The sequence below is a fragment of the Ancylobacter gelatini genome (assembly GCF_022601675.1).
GTDB classification, from domain to species: Bacteria; Pseudomonadota; Alphaproteobacteria; order Rhizobiales; family Xanthobacteraceae; genus Ancylobacter; species Ancylobacter gelatini.
In genome coordinates, this window is sequence record NZ_JAKVIL010000008.1 from 145,119 (window position 1) to 161,604 (window position 16,486).

Here is a 16,486-nt window from a genome sequence, read left to right on the forward strand (position 1 = left end):
GGACATGTGGTATTTCGCCTGGCTGCTCGGCCTGCCGCTCGCCGCCGCCTTCGCGGTGCTGAACGCCATGTGGTACGAGTTGATGGACGACACGGCGCGGAGCAAGGCCCAGCCGGCGCCAGCGCCCATCCGCACCCGCGCCTGAATCGCGCCGGCCCGCAGACTGCCCAACGCGGCGCAGGCGGCTCGCCCGGGTCGTTGCTCGACACGCCGATGCCGTCGATCACGCCAAGCGCGGTGGCGGGCGGCTCGGGCCGCGCATCGAGGATGCCCGCGCCTCAGGCGGCCTGTTCACGGTACAGCGCCGCCAGCGTCTTCAGCGCCCGGTGCAGGGCCACGCGCACCGCGCCCTCGCTCATGGCGAGCCGCTGCGCGGTTTCGCGCACCGAGCGCTCCTCCAGCGAAATCCAGCGCACGATGCTGCGCTGGGGCTCGCGCAGCCGGGCGATCAATTCGTCGAGTTCGCCGGAAGGAAGCGCGTCGGGAGCAGCGGCCTCGTCGGGCAGGATGTCGATCACGTCCTCGATCGGCACCGTCACCCGGCGGCCGCGCCGGCGCAGCGCATCGATCAGCTTGTTGCGGGTAATGGTCGCGATCCAGGGGCGGATCGGCCGCACGCGGTCCCAGGTGCCGCGCTTGAGGTGGATGGCCAGCAGCACTTCCTGCACCACATCCTCGCCTTCCGATTCGGGCGCGCCGGCCGCGCGGCAGCGGTTCAGCGCCACGGCCCGCACATAGGGCGTGACCTCGCGCAGAAAACGCCGATAGGCGGTCATGTCGCCATCCAGCGCCGCACGCATGAGTTCGGCCCAGTCCAGTTCCGGCCCGTCCTGTTTCACCTGGGTCTTCCGCGTTACGCTCCAACGTCGCGGATTGTTACATCCTCGCGCAAAAAGCGTCAGGTCGGGCGCGAAAGATCGGAGGCAGGATTTCAACCGGACGCGGCGCGCGTGGCCTACTCGCCACGCGGGAATCGCTGGGCCTCTTCCAGCACGTTGAGGTCCATGTGGTTGCGCATGTAGCGCTCCGATGCCTTCTGCAGCGGCTGGAAATCCCAAGGGTAATAGGCGCCGTTGCGCAGCGCCTCATAGACGACGTGCCGCCGCGCCTGGCTGGCACGCACCTCGCCGTCGAAGCGGGCGAGGTCCCAGCGCGCCATCATGGCACCGGTCATCCCGGCCAGCACGCCGCCGCAGGCCGGGTCCTGTGCGCGGTTGGTGAGTTCGTGCGGGTCCTCAACGAGGTTGGTCAGCAGCGGCGGGTCCAGTTCACACAGGACGAGCTTCCATGGCCCGTCGCGCAGCGCGACCAGCGGGGCGTAGGAGCCTTCCGCCGCATACTCCATCGGCACCGGGGAGCGCCCGCCAAGACCGCGCGCGGGTCGGACGAGGCTCTCGCCATCGGTCCACGGCATCACCCCGGCAAGGTCGAGCCCGACCAGTTCCGCCAGCGTCGGCAACACGTCGAGCGTCGAGGCGGCGCGGTCGATCCGCCCGGCCGGCAGCGCGGGCGCCGCGATCATCAGCGGCACCCGCGCCGAGCCCTCGAAGAAGTTCATCTTGAACCACAGCCCGCGCTCGCCAAGCATGTCGCCATGGTCGGAGACGAACAGGATGATCGTGTCCTGCGCCATCCGGCAGCGCTCCAGCACGTCGAGCAGTTCGCCGATCTTCTCGTCGATATAGGAGATGTTGGCGAAATAGGCCCGGCGCGAGCGGCGCACATCCTCCGGCGTCACATGGCTGTTGCCGTGGTCGCTCGCCAGCATCAGGCGCTGCGAATGCGGGTCCTGCGCGTCGAACGGGATCGGCGCCACCTCCGGCTCCAGCGCCGGGCAGTCCTCATAGAGGTCCCAGAACTGCTTGCGCGCGACATAAGGGTCATGGGGATGGGTGAAGCTCACCGTCAGGCACCACGGCCGCCCGTCCTGCCCGCGCGCGAGGTCGTAGAGCTTCCGGGTGGCGTGGTAGGCTACCTCGTCATCATATTCGAGCTGGTTGGTGATCTCCGCCACCCCGGCGCCGGTGACCGAGCCGAGATTGTGATACCACCAGTCGATCCGCTCCCCCGGCTTGGTGTAGTCCGGCGTCCAGCCGAAATCGGCCGGGTAGATGTCGGTGGTCAGCCGCTCCTCGAAGCCGTGGAGTTGGTCCGGCCCGACGAAATGCATCTTGCCCGACAGCGCGGTGTGATAGCCGGCGCGGCGCAGGTGGTGGGCATAGGTCGGAATGTCCGAGGTGAACTCGGCGGCGTTGTCATAGACCCGCGTACGGCTCGGCAACTGGCCCGACATGAAGGAGGCCCGCGCCGGCGCACAGAGCGGGCTCGCCGTGTAGGTGTTGGCGAAGCGCGCCGAGCGGGCGGCGAGCGCCTTCAGGTTGGGGGCGTGGAGGAAGTCGGCCGGTCCATCCGGGAACAGAGTGCCGTTGAGCTGGTCGACCATGAGGACGAGAATGTTCGGGCGCGTCATGGTCCACCTGTTCACGCGACGCTTGGGCACGGCGGCGGCGCCGGTCGGCGCGCCGGTTTGTCCGATCCGGCACGCTTCAAAGGCCGAGCGACGCCTTCACCGCCGGCAGGCCGGGCTGGCCGTCCAGGGTAGTCACACCTTCCAGCCACGGGCCGAGCGCGGCCGGGTTGGCCTTGATCCACGCCTTGGCCGCCGCGTCCGGCTCCAGACCCTGGTCGAGGATCTTGCCCATCATGGCGTTCTCGGTGGCCAGGTCGAACTTCAGGTTCTTGAACAGCGTCGCGGCATTCGGGCACTGCCCCGCCCAGCCGGTACGCGCCAGCGTGCGCACATCCGCCCCGCCGTAATTCGCACCGAAATAGGCGTCGCCGCCGGAGAGATAGGTCAGCGCGAAGGTCTCGTTCATCGGGTGCGGCGCCCAGGCGAGGAACACCACCCAATCCTTGCCGCGTTCCGCGCGCTTCACCTGCGCCAGCATGGCCTGCTCGCCCGACTCCACCACCTTCCAGCCCTTGAGGCCGAAGTCATTGGCATCGATCATCTTCTGCATGTTAGCATTGGCCGGCGCGCCGGGCTCGATGCCGTAGATCTGGCTGTCGAACTTGTCGGCATGGGCGGCGAGATCCTTGAAATCCTTCACCCCGGCCTCGGCCACATAGGTCGGCACGGCAAGCGTGAACTTCGCCCCGGCGAGATTGGTGCCGAGCACCTCGATCGCCTTGGCCTCGTTCAGCGCGTCGATGAATTTCTGCTGAGCCGGCATCCAGTTGCCGAGGAACACGTCCAGTTCCTTGTTCTTCATCGACTCGTAGCCGATCGGAACGGAGAGCAGCTTCAGCTCCTGCTTGTAGCCAAGCCCCTGCAGCAGCACGCCGGCAATGGCATTGGTGGAGGTGATGTCGGTCCAGCCGGGATCGGACATCCGTACCGACTTGCAGGCAGGCGCGTCGGCGGCGGAAGCGGCGACGGGAGCGCCGAGAAGGAGCAGCGAAAGGGCGGAAGCGGCAAGCTGGATGCGATTCATGGTCTGCCTCTGCGCGATGAAGGGGCGGGAGATCGCAGGATGAAGCGCCGGAGGAGGCCGTCACTCCGCCTTGATCGATGTGTCATCAAATCGTTATATGCCAAGGCCTGTGAAGCGGGATTTTTTCGATAATCGACATCAGGATTTTTTATGGCAACGCGACCGCTCGACCTCGGCTGGGTCCGGGTTTTCGACGCCGTGGGACGGCTCGGCAGCCTCACGGCGGCGGCCCATGAGCTGGGCCTGTCGCAGCCGGCCGTGAGCTACACGATGCGCCAGCTCGAGGAGCAGGTCGGCGGCCCTCTGCTGGTGCGCGGGCATCGGGGCTGCACCCTGTCGCCGGGTGGGGAAACGCTGCACCGCGCCGCCAGCGCCGCCGTTGCCGAGCTTGACGCCGCCGCGCGCGCCATCCGCCGCGCCAGCGCCCGGCCGATCGTGCGGCTGTTTACCGATTACGGTTTCGCCTCGTTCTGGATGATGCCGCGCGTCGCCGCGTTCCGTCAGGTGCGCCCGGAAGCGGATGTCCACATCATCGCCTCGGCGGCGGCCGATCCGGGAATGGAGGCGGCGGAGGACGTGGCGGTGCTGTTCGGCGGGCGCCGGGACTTTCCCGCCGAGGCGATCCAGCTCTTCCCGGAAACGGTCTATCCGGTGTGCGGGCCGGGCTTCGCCGCGCGGCACGGGCTGGCGGGCGAGCCGGGCCGGGTCGGAGCCATGCCGCTGCTGCATCTCGACAGCACGCCGGAGCCGCGCTGGTTCGTCTGGGGCGACTGGTTCCACGCCATGGGGGTAGAGCGCGGCTCCAATGCCAGCGACCTGCGCTTCAACACCTATGGGCTGGTGCTGCAGGCGGCGATGGCGGATCAGGGCGTCGCGCTGGGCTGGGCCGGCCTGGTCGACGGCGCGCTGGCCGACGGCACGCTGGTCGCGATCGGCCCTGCGCTGTCACGTGCGGAGAGCGGCTACTGGCTCAAGCCCGGCCATACCCTGTCGGAGCCGGCGCGGGCGCTGATCGACTGGATCCTCGCCACCGTGAAGGAGCCATAGGAGGCCGCGCCGCCCGATGAGGCTCACACCCGTTCCGGCGCCCGCCAGCGCGTGACCAGTGCCGCGAGGTCGGGGCGCGGGCGCTCCGGCGGCACCTCGCGCGCGGTGCCCAGATGGACGATGCCCGCCACCCGCTCCCCCTCGCCAAGGCCGAGCAGCCGCAGCGCCTCGGGATTGTTGGCCGCCCATCCGGTCACCCATATGCCGTGGAATCCCAGGGTGTTAGCTCCGTGCAGCAGGTTCATGCAGACGGCGCCGGCGGAAAGCTCCTGCTCCATGGGCGGGATCATCGTTTCGCGGTTCGGCCGGCTCACCACCACCACAGCGACCGGCGCGGGGAACAGGCGGGACATGATGCCGGCGAATTTCTCACGCTTGGCCGGCTCCATCTCCGGATTGCCGGCGCGATAGGCCCCCGCCAGCAGCGCCCCGAGTTCCGCCCGCGCCACGTCCGCGATCACGATGAAGCGCCAGGGGGTGAGGATGGCATGGTCCGGCACCCGCGCGGCCACGGCCAGCAGCCGGTCCATCTCCTCGGGCGTCGGGCCCGGCTCGATGAGGCCGGCGGCGGCGACCGAGCGCCGGCGCTCCATCAGGGCCAGCGCTTCCTCGGAACGTGAGGCGGCATCGGGGGATTGGATCATGGGTTCAACTCCACTCTCGGGCCGGCGCTACGGACGCGCGGGGGCCGCTCCTGCGGAACCCTTGGCCGATTCCGGACGTTGCCGGAAGGTCCCGGCAAAATTCCTCGCCTACCGGGGGCGACTTCGTCGGCGTTTTGGTCGACAATATCCCATCACCATCCCGCACGCCCACCAACCGATAAGCGGGACGATTTCCCAAGGAGCCTGCCATGAACGCTATCAACGGCGAAGTCCAGGTGCGCGACAACCGCGCCGCCGACCGATTCGAGATCGAGGTCGAGGGTCATCTCGCCTTCGCCCAGTATGTGCTGGCGCCCGATCACATCATCTTCACGCACACCGAGGTGCCCCCCGAACTCGGCGGGCGCGGCCTTGCCACCAAGCTGGTCGAAGCCGGCCTTGCCAGCGCGCGCCAGCGCGGGCTGTCGGTCATCCCGCGCTGCTCGGTGTTCGGGCGCTACATGATGAAGCACCCGGAAACCCACGACCTGATGGCGCCGGAAATCCGCACCACGCTCGGCCTCCCGGTCTGAGCCGTACCGAGGTGGGCGCCGGTGCGCCCGCCTCCCTCCACCTGCCGGTCAGGCAGTGTGTCCCGCGTGCATCGCCGTGGGAAAACCCGTGCGTCCATACCCTTCATTAACGCTGTCTGCCTCACCCTTGGGGCCAACAGACGAGCGGGACCACGTTCCCGTTCCAGGGTCATTCTCGGCACAGGTTTTCACGTCCCATGCGGTTTCCGGCGAGCCCTTCCGATTCGAGCGACAGCACGTCTTCCGAGCCGACGGGGGCGCCGCCGCGCGCTCCCGGCTTCCTGTCGCGGGCGAACCCAAAGCCTGCCGCTCCCCCTGCGCCCAAGGTGGCCAGCAAGCCGGCCGCTCCGGCGCCGACCCCGCCGCGCGCCAAGATGCCGAGCGCGCCGGAGAGCCGCGTCCTGATCCCAAGCTGGCTCCAGCCATTCACCATGCCGTCCAATACCCGCTTCACGCGGACGCCGGACTATCTGCTCCGCCAGCCCCCGGCCGCCGCCCCCGCGCCGGTTGCCGAGGTCGTGGACGAAACCGCCGCCCCGTCTCGCCAGAGCCAGACCCCGGTGCTGCGGGTGCCGCCGCGCAAGCCGCCGCTGGGCCCGGCCACCCTGCCGCTGCGCGTCGCCTCCGCCGTGTCGCCGGCACCGGTGAGCGTCGCCATGGAGCCGCCCGCCTCGCCGGCACAGAGCGGCCCGAGCGACGATACCGCGACCAGCGCCGCCGCGCTGGCGATCGCCGCCGAGCCGGTCAGGGCTGAAACCATCGGCCTCGCCGCGCCCACCTTCGATTCCGCGGAGCCCCCCTCCTCGATCCAGCGCATTGCCGGCCTGATCCAGCTTGGCTGGGACAGCCCGCCCGTGCCCGCCTCGCATCAGGACCACTCCCCCGCGCAGGAGCCGGCATGGTCCCCGGAAATGGACATGGTCGCGGCCGACGAGGCCGAGTCCGCCCAGCAGTTCCTGGCCGATGACGTCCTTGTCGACGACGACCTTGCGGATGATTTGACCTTCGACGAGAGCTTCACTCCGGAGGCGCTGCTGCATGAGGCCGCCAGCCAGCATGCGGCGGAGCCCGAGGAGCCCGCCGCACCGGCGCCGGACATGCTGGAGCTGCCCGCCGCGAGCCTTGGCAGCTATGCCGTGGCCGCTGCCGAAGTCTCATTCTCCTGGCCGGTCTTTACGATCGGCGCCCAGCCCGCCCCGGCGGCCCGCGAACCCGCGCATGTTGCTGCCCCGCCGCGTCCCGCGCAGGCCGCCGCACCGGTGGCTGCGCCCCTTCCGGCGCCTGAACCGGCGCGTCCCGCTCCCGTCGCCATCGCGCGGCTGGGCGAATACGAATTGCCGCCGCTGGAACTGCTGGCCGAACCGCCCGGCAGCGAGCCGGACTATGAGCTTTCGGAGGAGTTCCTCGAGCGCAATTCGGTGAAGCTGCAGCAGGTGCTGCATGATTTCGGCGTGCGCGGCGAGATCATCGACGCCAATCCCGGCCCGGTGGTGACGCTCTACGAACTGGAGCCGGCGCCCGGCATCAAGTCCTCCCGCGTCATCGGCCTCTCGGCCGACATCGCCCGCTCCATGAGCGCGATTTCCGCCCGCGTCGCCGTTGTGGAAGGGCGCAACGTCATCGGCATCGAGCTGCCCAACCAGCGCCGCGAGACGGTGTGGCTGCGCGAAATGCTGGCGAGCCACGAGTTCGATTCCGCGAAGGCCAAGCTCGGCATCGCGCTCGGCAAGACCATCGGCGGCGAGCCGGTGATCGCCGACCTCGCCCGCATGCCGCACCTGCTGGTCGCCGGCACCACGGGTTCGGGCAAGTCAGTCGCCATCAACACCATGATCCTGAGCCTGCTCTACCGGCACCGCCCGGACCAGTGCCGGCTGATCATGATCGACCCCAAAATGCTGGAGCTCTCGGTCTATGAGGGCATCCCGCACCTCCTCACCCCGGTCGTCACCGACCCGAAGAAGGCCATCGTCGCCCTGAAATGGGCGGTGCGCGAGATGGAGGACCGCTACAAGAAGATGAGCCGCCTCGGCGTGCGCAACATTGATGGCTTCAACGCGCGCGTGGCAGAAGCGGCGGCCAAGGGCGAGATCATCACCCGCACCGTGCAGACCGGCTTCGACCGGGAGACCGGCCAGATCACCGAGGAGGAGGAGATCATGGATCTGTCTCCCCTCCCCTATATCGTGATCGTCGTGGACGAGATGGCCGACCTGATGATGGTCGCCGGCAAGGACATCGAAGGCGCAATCCAGCGCCTCGCCCAAATGGCCCGCGCCGCCGGCATCCATCTGATCATGGCGACGCAGCGTCCCTCCGTGGACGTCATCACCGGCACCATCAAGGCGAATTTCCCGACACGCATCTCGTTCCAGGTGACCTCGAAGATCGACTCGCGGACCATTCTCGGCGAGATGGGCGCGGAGCAACTGCTGGGTCAGGGCGACATGCTCTACATGGCCGGCGGCGGGCGGATCTCCCGCGTCCACGGCCCGTTCGTCTCCGATCAGGAGGTCGAGCGCGTGGTGGACTATCTCAAGGCGCAGGGCCGGCCGGATTATCTCGAAGCCGTCACCGCCGAGGAGGACGAGGAACTCCCCGCCGAGGACGAGGCGGTGTTCGACAAGAGCGCGATGGGCGAGGAAGGCGGCGACGTCTATGATCAGGCCGTAGCCGTCGTCATGCGCGACCGCAAGGCGTCCACGTCCTACATCCAGCGCCGGCTTCAGATCGGCTACAACCGGGCGGCCTCGATCATGGAGCGCATGGAAAACGAGGGTCTGGTCGGCCCCGCCAACCATGCCGGCAAGCGCGAAATCCTGATGGATTCCCGCAGCGGGCGTTGAGGGTGCGCCCTCACGCCACCAGCGTCGCCCACAGCGTCAGCAGCGCGCCCATCACCACGGCCGCTCCTATGAGGATGGCGATCGACCGTCGGGTGCGGCTGCGCGGGACGGGAGGCCTGGTGGTAGGCATCTCGCCGGGCATGCTGTCCGCGGCTTCGTCATTATAGGGCCGCCGGTCCTCGCCGGTGGCACCCGGTGCCCGATCCGGGTCGCCCCCCGTCTCCTGCGCGCGGGCCAGCGCGATCTCGCGCGCGCCGGGCGGCGTGCCGGCGGCCTCGTCGTCCGTGCCCAAAGGGGCCGCCGCCGGATCGGAGAACGGCACCTTGTCGCCGGTGCGCCCCCGGTCGATGTCGGCACGCAATCGTTCTGCCGTGCTCATGCGAAACTCCGCTTTGTTGCAGGTATCTCCTGAGGAGAACGATGCCGGAGCCGTGCCGTTCCCCGCGTGCGGCACTTTCCCCAGCGTCTTCCGGGTGTCGCGGCCCATGGGTATCCAACTCATCCAAAGATATGCCGTTTCGGCCCATGCCCCCCTTTCTAAGCGGCGCGCGGGGCATTAGGTGTGAAACGTTTTCGTTCCCTTCAGCGCCCCATGCGCGCCTCCGCCTCCCGGTTGAAAGGTCCTTTCATGTCCAGCGCCAGCCCTGCCCACAGCTTCCCCGACGTCCTGCTGTTCATTGACGGCGTATGGCGCGAAGGTTCGCGGCACGAGGGCAAGCCGGCCAGCCAGCCGATCCTCAATCCCGCGACGGAAGAAGAGATCGGCACGCTGCACCACGCCAGCCGCGCGGATCTCGACGATGCGCTCGCCGCCGCCGAAAAGGGTTTTGCGGTGTGGAAGCGCGTTCCGGCGCATGAGCGCTACAAGCTGATGCGCAAGGCCGCCGAGATCCTGCGCGAGCGCGCCGAGGCCATCTCGCCGATCCTGACCATGGAACAGGGCAAGCCGCTGCCGGAAGCCCGTGTCGAGACGCTTGCCGCCGCCGACATCATCGACTGGTTCGCCGAAGAAGGCCGCCGGCAATATGGCCGCGTCATCGCCCCGCGCGCCGAGGGCGTGCACCAGCAGGTGATCCGCGAGCCGGTCGGCGTGGTCGCCGCCTTCACCCCGTGGAACTTCCCGATCAACCAGGCGGTGCGCAAGATTTCCGCTGCGCTCGCCGCCGGCTGCTCCATCATCCTCAAGGGCCCGGAGGAGACCCCCGCCTCCTGCGCCGCGCTGATCAAGGCCTATGAGGATGCCGGCATTCCCAAGGGCGTGGTCAATCTGGTCTTCGGTTCGCCGGCGGAGATTTCGTCCTATCTGATCCCGCACCCGATCGTGAAGAAGGTGACCTTCACCGGCTCCACCGTGGTCGGCAAGCAGCTCGCCGCGCTCGCGGGCGCTCATATGAAGCGCGTGACCATGGAGCTCGGCGGCCATGCCCCGGCCGTGGTGTTCGAGGACGCCGATCTCGACCACGCGATCAAGCTGCTCTCGGGCGCCAAGTTCCGCAATGCCGGCCAGGTCTGCGTCTCGCCGACCCGGCTGCTCGTGCATGAGAACCTCTATGAGCGCTTCGTCGACGGCTTCACCGAAGCGGCGAAGAACGTGAAGGTCGGCGACGGTCTCGACGAGAGCACCCGCATGGGTCCGCTCGCCAATGCTCGCCGGGTGGATGCGATGGAAGCCCTCACCGCCGACGCCGTGTCCAAGGGCGCGACCCTGCGCACCGGCGGCGCGCGCATCGGCAATAAGGGCTATTTCTTCCAGCCCACCGTGCTGACCGACCTCGCCGCCGACAGCCGAATCCTCAACGAGGAGCCGTTCGGCCCGATCGTGCCGATCATGCCCTTCACCAGCGAGGAAGCGGTGATCGCGGAGGCGAACCGGCTGCCCTACGGCCTCGCCGCCTATGCCTACACCACCTCGCACAAGCGCGCCGACGAGTTCGCCCGCCGGGTAGAGAGCGGCATGGTGTCGGTCAATCACCACGGCCTCGCTCTGCCGGAAGTGCCGTTCGGCGGCATCAAGGATTCCGGCTTCGGCTCGGAAGGCGGCATCGAGGCAATGGACGCCTATGTGAACACCAAGTTCGTCACCACGCTCGGGCTGTGAGCCCCGGGACAGATGGACGGCAACGTCCCCGGAGCGGCGCGCTCCGGGGATTTTTATTCGTCGGCAGCGACGCGCGCCCACTCGGCAGGCACGGAATATTCAGGTACCAAGATAGGGTTCCCTTCCGTCCGATGCCATCATGGATCTCACCGTCTTCCTGGTCGTCCTCGCCTCGGCCGTGATGCAGGCCGGGTGGAACGTCGCGCTCAAGCTGCGCGTCGATCCGCTTCAGGCGCTGGTGCTGGTGGTCGTCGGAGCGGGCATCGCGGCGGCGCCATTCGCGCTGTGGTTCGGGCCGCCCGATGCGGCGGTGCTGCCGTTGATCGCGGCCTCGGTCGCCTGCCACATGGCCTATTATGGCTGCCTTGCCGGCGCCTATGCCCGCGCCGAGCTCGGCCTCGCCTATCCGGTGGCACGCGGCAGCGCGCTGCTGATGACGGCGGCGGTCGCCATTCTTGTTCTCCATGAGCCGATCGGTGTTCTGGGCGTGGTGGGAATCGCACTGCTGGCGGCCAGCATCGTTGTGCTGGCCCGCCGCTCGCTCGGCCGGGTTCTGGAGGGGCAGGCGCTGCTGCTCGCCATGGGTTCCGGCGTCGCGATCACCGGCTATACGCTGATCGACGGCACGGCCGCCCGCCTTGCCGGCTCCGCCAATGCCTACACTACCTGGCTGTTCGTCTGCGACGCGGTGCTGGTCGGGGCGCTCGTCCTCGCCTCGCCACGGCGGCGCGCTGCCGTGATGGCGCCGGGCATGTTCTCGCTCGCCTTATGGGGCGGAACCCTGCTGTTTGTCAGCTACTGGCTTTCGATCTGGGCGATGACGCGGGCGCCGATCGGGCTGGTGACGGCGGTGCGGGAATCCAGCGTGCTCGTCGGCGCCCTGATGGCGGTGGTCGTGCTGCATGAGAAGCTCCATGCCGAGCGCATCGTCGCCGCCTTCCTGGTGGTGGGCGGGCTCGCGCTGATCAAGCTGCATTGAGCACGCGAGGGCCATGTGCTGGCCGCGCTCGGCAGACGGCGCGCGATGGGTTATAGAGCCGGCTTTCCCTCCCCGCCGGCCCCCGCCGGCCGCGTGACCGACCGGCCCCATGGAACCCAGCGTCTTTCTCGCGGTGCTCGCCGCCGCCGCCATGCATGCCGGCTGGAACGCGATCCTCAAGATCCGGCTGGACCCGTTCCTCGCCGTGGTGCTGGTCAATGCCGCCTGCGGCATCATCGCCCTTCCGCCGGCACTCTATTTCGGCCTGCCGGAACTCCATGTCTGGCCGTGGATCATCGCCTCGATCCTGATCCACCTCGTTTATTACCTCACGCTTTCGGGCGCCTATCGGCTGGCGGATATGGGCCTTGTCTACCCCATCGCCCGCGGCAGCGCGCCGCTGATGACCACGATCCTCTCGCTGCTCCTGCTCGGCGAGGATATCGATCTTCAGGGCCTCGGCGGCGTGTTGCTGCTGACGCTCGGCATCCTGTCAATCGCCTGGGGACGTGCCGGGGCGAAATTCGATCGCACCGCGCTGCGGCTAGCGCTGGTGTGCGGGGTCTCGATCACCGCCTATACGCTGGTCGACGGGCTCGGCGCGCGCTCGGCCGCGAGCCCGCACCTCTATTCCGCCTGGCTGTTCGTGATGGACAGCATCATGATCACGGCCTTCGCGCTCGCCTGGAAAGGCCCCCGCGCGCTCAAGCCCGTGCTGGGCTTCATCGGGCCGGGCTTTGCCGGCGGGGCGATGTCGCTATCGGCCTACTGGATCTCGATCTGGGCCATGACGCGGGCGCCCATCGGCCTCGTCGCGGCGGTGCGCGAATCCAGCGTTCTGTTCGGCGCGGTCATCGCGGTCGTGGTGCTTCGCGAGCCGCTGCGCCGCGAGCGCATCCTCGCCGCCGGGCTGATCGTGGCCGGGCTGATGCTCATCAAGCTGCACTGAATTTCGCGCCATCGGCCGGGCTGTGCTCAATTGGCCCCATGACCGATGCCCGCGCCACGATTCGCTCCACTCCCCAGATGCTGCCGGCCGATGCTTTCGCCGGGCCGCTTTCCGTCGTTCAGGACGGCGCGCCGGTGATCATGGTGCTCGGCGGTGCTGGCACGGGCAAGACCACCTTCCTGCATGCGCTGCGCCGGCATGGCGGCTCGCGGCAAGCGTTTCTGGCGCCTACCGGCGTGGCCGCGCTCCAGCTCGGCGGGCAGACCATCCATTCCTTCTTCGGCCTGCCCCCGCGCCTGATGGACCCCGAGCAGGTGAAGCCGCGCTCGCAGAAGCGCACGCTGATGAAGAAGCTGGAACGCCTCGTCATCGACGAGATTTCCATGGTGCGCGCCGATGTACTCGATGCCGTCGACCGTTCCCTGCGGATCGCGCGCGGCAATCCCGAACCGTTCGGCGGCGTGCAGGTGGTGCTCGTCGGCGACTTCCTGCAATTGCCGCCCGTGGTGCCGACGACAGAGCGCGAGCTGCTCGGACATCTCGGCTATGAGGGGCCCTTCGCGTTCGATGCGCGCGTACTGACCGAGGTCGACGTCGCCCGCCTGCCGTTCACCACGGTCTACCGCCAGAGCGACGCCGATTTCGTGGCGCATCTCGCCGCCCTGCGCGCCGGGCGCGGGGTGATGGAGGCCGTCGACGCGATCAACGCTGCCTCGATGCGTCCCCATCGCGAGGGGCGCATCCCCGTGGTGCTGGCGCCCACAAATACGCGGGTCGACGCCTATAACCGGCGCGGCATGGAGCAGCTCGCCGATGGCGGGCGGCTCTATGAAGGGCGCAGCGAGGGCGAGTTCGACCTCGCCAATGACCGCCTGCCGGTGCCGGAAGTACTGACGCTGAAGGTCGGCGCCCGCGTCATGGCGGTGCGCAACGATCCCGAGAAGCAATGGGTGAACGGGTCGGTCGGCACCGTGCTCGGCCTGAGCCCGGACCGCGCCTTCGTGCGGCTGGATGCCGGCGGCGTCGCCGAGATCGAGCGCACGAGCTGGGAGCGCATCCGCTACGACTGGGACGAGGCGACCGGAAAGATCGCCGCCAAGGTGGTCGGCACCTACACCCAAATCCCGCTGGTGCCGGCCTGGGCGGTGACGGTGCACAAGGCACAGGGCCTGACGCTGGAAGACGTGCGCATCGACCTCGACACCGGCGCATTCGCGGCGGGGCAGGCCTATGTCGCACTCTCGCGCGCCCGATCGCTCGAAGGGCTGTCGCTGGTGCGCCCGCTGCGGAGTAGCGACATTCGAATCGACCGCCGCGTCGCCGCGTTCAGCGCCGCTTTCGAGGCCGCTGGCCTTCGTGTCCACAGCGACGGCTGAACGGTCTTTACATAGTCCATATTGTTGATAGATTATGGACATGAGAAAGCTCCTCCGCCAGCCCGGCCTGCGCCGCACCCGAGACAAGTTGTTGTTCGCGCTGGCTTACGGCGCGATCGCGGCGGCCGTTCTGTTCGGAAATCCGCTGCCCGGCCTGCTGGCGGGAACGCCTCCGATGGCTGCTCTTGAGAACCCGGCACCCTGATATCCGGCGTTTCGACCGGCAATTCACCGCGACGCGCTGGAAAAAGTCGGCCTGATCTACCATTTATATGGGGAGCTGGCGCCACAGAGCGGGATTCGTCGGCCGTGAGCGGGATCAGGCGGCGCGCATGCTGACCAACAAGGGCAAATACGGCCTCAAGGCCATGCTGCATCTGGCACGTCTGGAGCCGGGCAGCAGCGCGATGGGCGCGGAGATCGCCAGCGCCAACAACATCCCCAAGAAGTTTCTCGACGCCATTCTGCTGGAATTGCGCAATGCCGGCATGGTGCGCTCCAAGAAGGGCCCCGGCGGCGGCTATGGACTGTCGCGTCACCCGCGTGACATCCGCATCGGCCATATCATCCGCACGCTCGACGGCCCCCTCGCCCCGCTCTCCTGCGCCAGCAAGAGCGCCTATGTGCCCTGCCAGGACTGCCAGGACCTGGAAAGCTGCGCGGTACGCATCACCATGAGCAAGGTGCGTGACGCCATGTCGGACATTCTCGACGGCATGTCGCTGCACGACATGATCGTGTTCGGAAAAACCCCCAACGCCGACCTGATGTACAACATATGAGCTTACCGTCCGGCCTGATCGGCCTCGTCGCCCATGACAGCAAGAAAGACGAAATGGTCGCGTGGGCGCTGGCCCATCGCGAGGTGCTCGCGCGCTTCGAGATCGTGGCGACTGGCACCACCGGCGGGCGCATTCTCGAAGCCTGCCCGGAACTGCGCCTCACGCGACTGAAGAGCGGTCCGCTGGGGGGCGACCAGCAGATCGGCGCGTTGATCGCGGAGGGGCGCATCCGCGCGCTGGTGTTCTTCGTCGACCCGCTGAGCGCGCAGCCGCACGACGTCGACGTCAAGGCGCTGATGCGGGTGGCGCTGGTCTACGACATCCCGCTCGCGCTCAACGAATCCACCGCGCATATGGTGATCGCCAGCCTGCGGCAGCACGGATGAGCCAAGCCCGCGCGGCGTTTGAGCGAAGCCCGTTCAGAAGAATGCCTGCAGCCCGGTGATCGCGCGGCCGAGAATCAGCGCGTGGATGTCGTGCGTGCCTTCATAGGTGTTCACGGTCTCCAGATTGATCATGTGGCGCATCACCGGGAATTCGGATGAAATCCCGTTGCCGCCATGCATGTCGCGGGCCTGCCGGGCGATCTCCAGCGCCTTGCCGCAATTGTTGCGCTTCAGCATGGAAATCGCCTCGACCGGCAGTTCGCCGGCATCGAACATGCGGCCCGCGCGCAAGGCGAGCTGGAGGCCGAGCGTGATCTCGGTCGCCATGTCGGCGAGCTTCTTCTGGATGAGCTGGTTGGCGGCGAGCGGACGGTCGAACTGCCGGCGGTCGAGCGTGTATTGCCGCGCCGAGGCATAGCAGGCTTCCGCCGCGCCCATCGTGCCCCAGCCGATGCCGTAGCGCGCCCGGTTCAGGCAGCCGAACGGTCCCTTGAGGCCGACGGCGCCCGGCAGTATCGCCTCCTCCGGCACCTCGACGCCGTCCATCACGATTTCGCCGGTGATGGAGGCGCGCAGGCTGAGCTTGCCCTCGATCTTCGGGAAGGACAGCCCCTTGGCGCCGCGCTCCAGCACGAAGCCGCGGATCGCGCCGTCATCGGCAGCCGATTTCGCCCACACCACCGCGAGGTCGGCGATGGGCGCGTTGGTTATCCACATCTTCGTGCCGGTAATACGGTAACCGCCGTCGATCTTCTCGGCGCGGGTGCGCATGCCGGAGGGATCGGAACCGGCATCCGGCTCGGTCAGGCCGAAGCAGCCGACCCACTCGCCGCGCGCAAGTTTCGGCAGATACTTCTTTTTCTGCGCTTCGCTGCCATAGGCGTTGATCGGATGCATCACCAGCGAGGACTGCACGCTCATGGCCGAGCGATAGCCCGAATCCACCCGCTCCACCTCGCGGGCGACCAGCCCGTAGGACACATAACCAAGCCCCGCCCCGCCATATTCCTCAGGGATCGTCGGCCCCAGCAGGCCGAGTTCGCCCATCTCGTCCATGATGTCGCGATCGAACCGTTCCTCCATATAGGCGGAGGCGACGCGCGGCAGGAGCTTTTCCTGTGCGTAGTCGCGCGCCGTATCGCGCACGAGCCGCTCCTCCTCGGTGAGCTGGCCGTCGAGATTGAACGGATCGGCCCAGTCGAAAACGGCTTTGGCGAACGCGGCACTCATGGGGACTCTCCAGACCGTGCCGGCGATGCGGACCGGCCCGCCGGTCATACAACGTCGCACGCCGACGCGCATCCGGGATGACTTCGCGGGTCCTGTAGGAAGCGGCAATCCAAAGATCTAAG

At 68.1% G+C, this 16,486-nt stretch carries 18 protein-coding genes; 11 read left to right on the top strand and 7 right to left on the bottom strand.

All coding sequences use genetic code 11. The features are described 5' to 3' along the window. Positions 1-4: 4 nt before the first annotated feature. Complete coding sequence (gene cydX, locus MKI84_RS15075; protein ID WP_241620812.1) at positions 5-145, top strand: cytochrome bd-I oxidase subunit CydX; 141 nt, start codon at positions 5-7, stop codon at positions 143-145. A 133-nt stretch (positions 146-278) separates the two neighbouring features. On the opposite strand, the gene MKI84_RS15080 is transcribed toward cydX, so the two are convergent. The 3 genes from MKI84_RS15080 to MKI84_RS15090 form a co-directional block, all read right to left on the bottom strand. Then, complete coding sequence (locus tag MKI84_RS15080) at positions 279-839, bottom strand: sigma-70 family RNA polymerase sigma factor (protein WP_342593643.1); 561 nt, start codon at positions 837-839, stop codon at positions 279-281. 116 nt (positions 840-955) lie between these two features. Continuing rightward, the gene (betC, locus tag MKI84_RS15085; protein ID WP_241620814.1) at positions 956-2,470 is read right to left on the bottom strand and encodes a choline-sulfatase; all 1,515 of its coding nucleotides are present in this window, start codon (positions 2,468-2,470) and stop codon (positions 956-958) included. A 76-nt stretch (positions 2,471-2,546) separates the two neighbouring features. Further along, positions 2,547-3,494 (bottom strand): choline ABC transporter substrate-binding protein, encoded by a 948-nt coding sequence (locus tag MKI84_RS15090; RefSeq protein WP_241620816.1) that lies wholly within the window; start codon positions 3,492-3,494, stop codon positions 2,547-2,549. A 150-nt stretch (positions 3,495-3,644) separates the two neighbouring features. Here MKI84_RS15090 and MKI84_RS15095 point away from each other — a divergent pair, with 150 nt between their 5' ends. After that, positions 3,645-4,541 (top strand): LysR family transcriptional regulator, encoded by an 897-nt coding sequence (locus tag MKI84_RS15095; RefSeq protein ID WP_241620818.1) that lies wholly within the window; start codon positions 3,645-3,647, stop codon positions 4,539-4,541. Between the two features lie 23 nt (positions 4,542-4,564). Here the strand turns inward: MKI84_RS15095 and MKI84_RS15100 are convergent, their stop codons facing one another. Then, positions 4,565-5,185 (bottom strand): nitroreductase family protein, encoded by a 621-nt coding sequence (locus MKI84_RS15100; protein WP_241620820.1) that lies wholly within the window; start codon positions 5,183-5,185, stop codon positions 4,565-4,567. A gap of 209 nt (positions 5,186-5,394) precedes the next feature. Here MKI84_RS15100 and MKI84_RS15105 point away from each other — a divergent pair, with 209 nt between their 5' ends. Beyond that, entirely contained in the window at positions 5,395-5,718 is a 324-nt protein-coding gene (locus MKI84_RS15105) for a GNAT family N-acetyltransferase (protein WP_241620821.1), read from the top strand. Positions 5,719-5,887: 169 nt separating this feature from the next. Here the strand turns inward: MKI84_RS15105 and MKI84_RS20780 are convergent, their stop codons facing one another. Beyond that, positions 5,888-6,160 carry a hypothetical protein gene (locus tag MKI84_RS20780; protein ID WP_241620943.1) on the bottom strand — a complete coding sequence of 91 codons (273 nt, stop codon included), beginning with the start codon at positions 6,158-6,160 and terminating at the stop codon, positions 5,888-5,890. Here MKI84_RS20780 and MKI84_RS15115 point away from each other — a divergent pair. Beyond that, positions 6,150-8,564 (top strand): DNA translocase FtsK, encoded by a 2,415-nt coding sequence (locus MKI84_RS15115; RefSeq protein WP_425353846.1) that lies wholly within the window; start codon positions 6,150-6,152, stop codon positions 8,562-8,564. The two genes, MKI84_RS20780 and MKI84_RS15115, sit on opposite strands and share 11 nt — an antisense overlap. 10 nt (positions 8,565-8,574) lie before the next feature. Here MKI84_RS15115 and MKI84_RS15120 read toward each other — a convergent pair whose 3' ends face one another. After that, positions 8,575-8,943: a hypothetical protein gene (locus MKI84_RS15120; RefSeq protein WP_241620825.1), complete on the bottom strand. Its 369-nt coding sequence runs from the start codon at positions 8,941-8,943 to the stop codon at positions 8,575-8,577. A gap of 249 nt (positions 8,944-9,192) precedes the next feature. Here MKI84_RS15120 and MKI84_RS15125 point away from each other — a divergent pair, with 249 nt between their 5' ends. The 7 genes from MKI84_RS15125 (at position 9,193) to MKI84_RS15155 (ending at position 15,134) form a co-directional block, all read left to right on the top strand. After that, positions 9,193-10,662 carry an NAD-dependent succinate-semialdehyde dehydrogenase gene (locus tag MKI84_RS15125; RefSeq protein WP_241620826.1) on the top strand — a complete coding sequence of 490 codons (1,470 nt, stop codon included), beginning with the start codon at positions 9,193-9,195 and terminating at the stop codon, positions 10,660-10,662. Positions 10,663-10,801: 139 nt separating this feature from the next. Then, positions 10,802-11,641: a DMT family transporter gene (locus MKI84_RS15130; protein ID WP_241620828.1), complete on the top strand. Its 840-nt coding sequence runs from the start codon at positions 10,802-10,804 to the stop codon at positions 11,639-11,641. 109 nt (positions 11,642-11,750) lie between these two features. Beyond that, entirely contained in the window at positions 11,751-12,590 is an 840-nt protein-coding gene (locus MKI84_RS15135; protein ID WP_241620830.1) for an EamA family transporter, read from the top strand. Between the two features lie 38 nt (positions 12,591-12,628). Beyond that, a complete protein-coding gene (locus MKI84_RS15140; protein WP_241620832.1) occupies positions 12,629-13,966 on the top strand; it encodes an ATP-dependent DNA helicase in 1,338 nt (445 codons plus the stop codon). A gap of 40 nt (positions 13,967-14,006) precedes the next feature. After that, the gene (locus MKI84_RS15145) at positions 14,007-14,171 is read left to right on the top strand and encodes a hypothetical protein (protein WP_241620834.1); all 165 of its coding nucleotides are present in this window, start codon (positions 14,007-14,009) and stop codon (positions 14,169-14,171) included. A gap of 127 nt (positions 14,172-14,298) precedes the next feature. Next, positions 14,299-14,748 (top strand): RrF2 family transcriptional regulator, encoded by a 450-nt coding sequence (locus MKI84_RS15150; RefSeq protein ID WP_241620836.1) that lies wholly within the window; start codon positions 14,299-14,301, stop codon positions 14,746-14,748. Next, entirely contained in the window at positions 14,745-15,134 is a 390-nt protein-coding gene (locus MKI84_RS15155) for a methylglyoxal synthase (RefSeq protein ID WP_241620838.1), read from the top strand. Before MKI84_RS15150 ends, MKI84_RS15155 begins: the two co-directional genes overlap by 4 nt. Before the next feature lie 33 nt (positions 15,135-15,167). Here MKI84_RS15155 and MKI84_RS15160 read toward each other — a convergent pair whose 3' ends face one another. Then, positions 15,168-16,364, bottom strand: a complete 1,197-nt coding sequence (locus tag MKI84_RS15160) for an acyl-CoA dehydrogenase (protein WP_241620839.1) — start codon at positions 16,362-16,364, stop codon at positions 15,168-15,170. Positions 16,365-16,486: the final 122 nt, after the last annotated feature.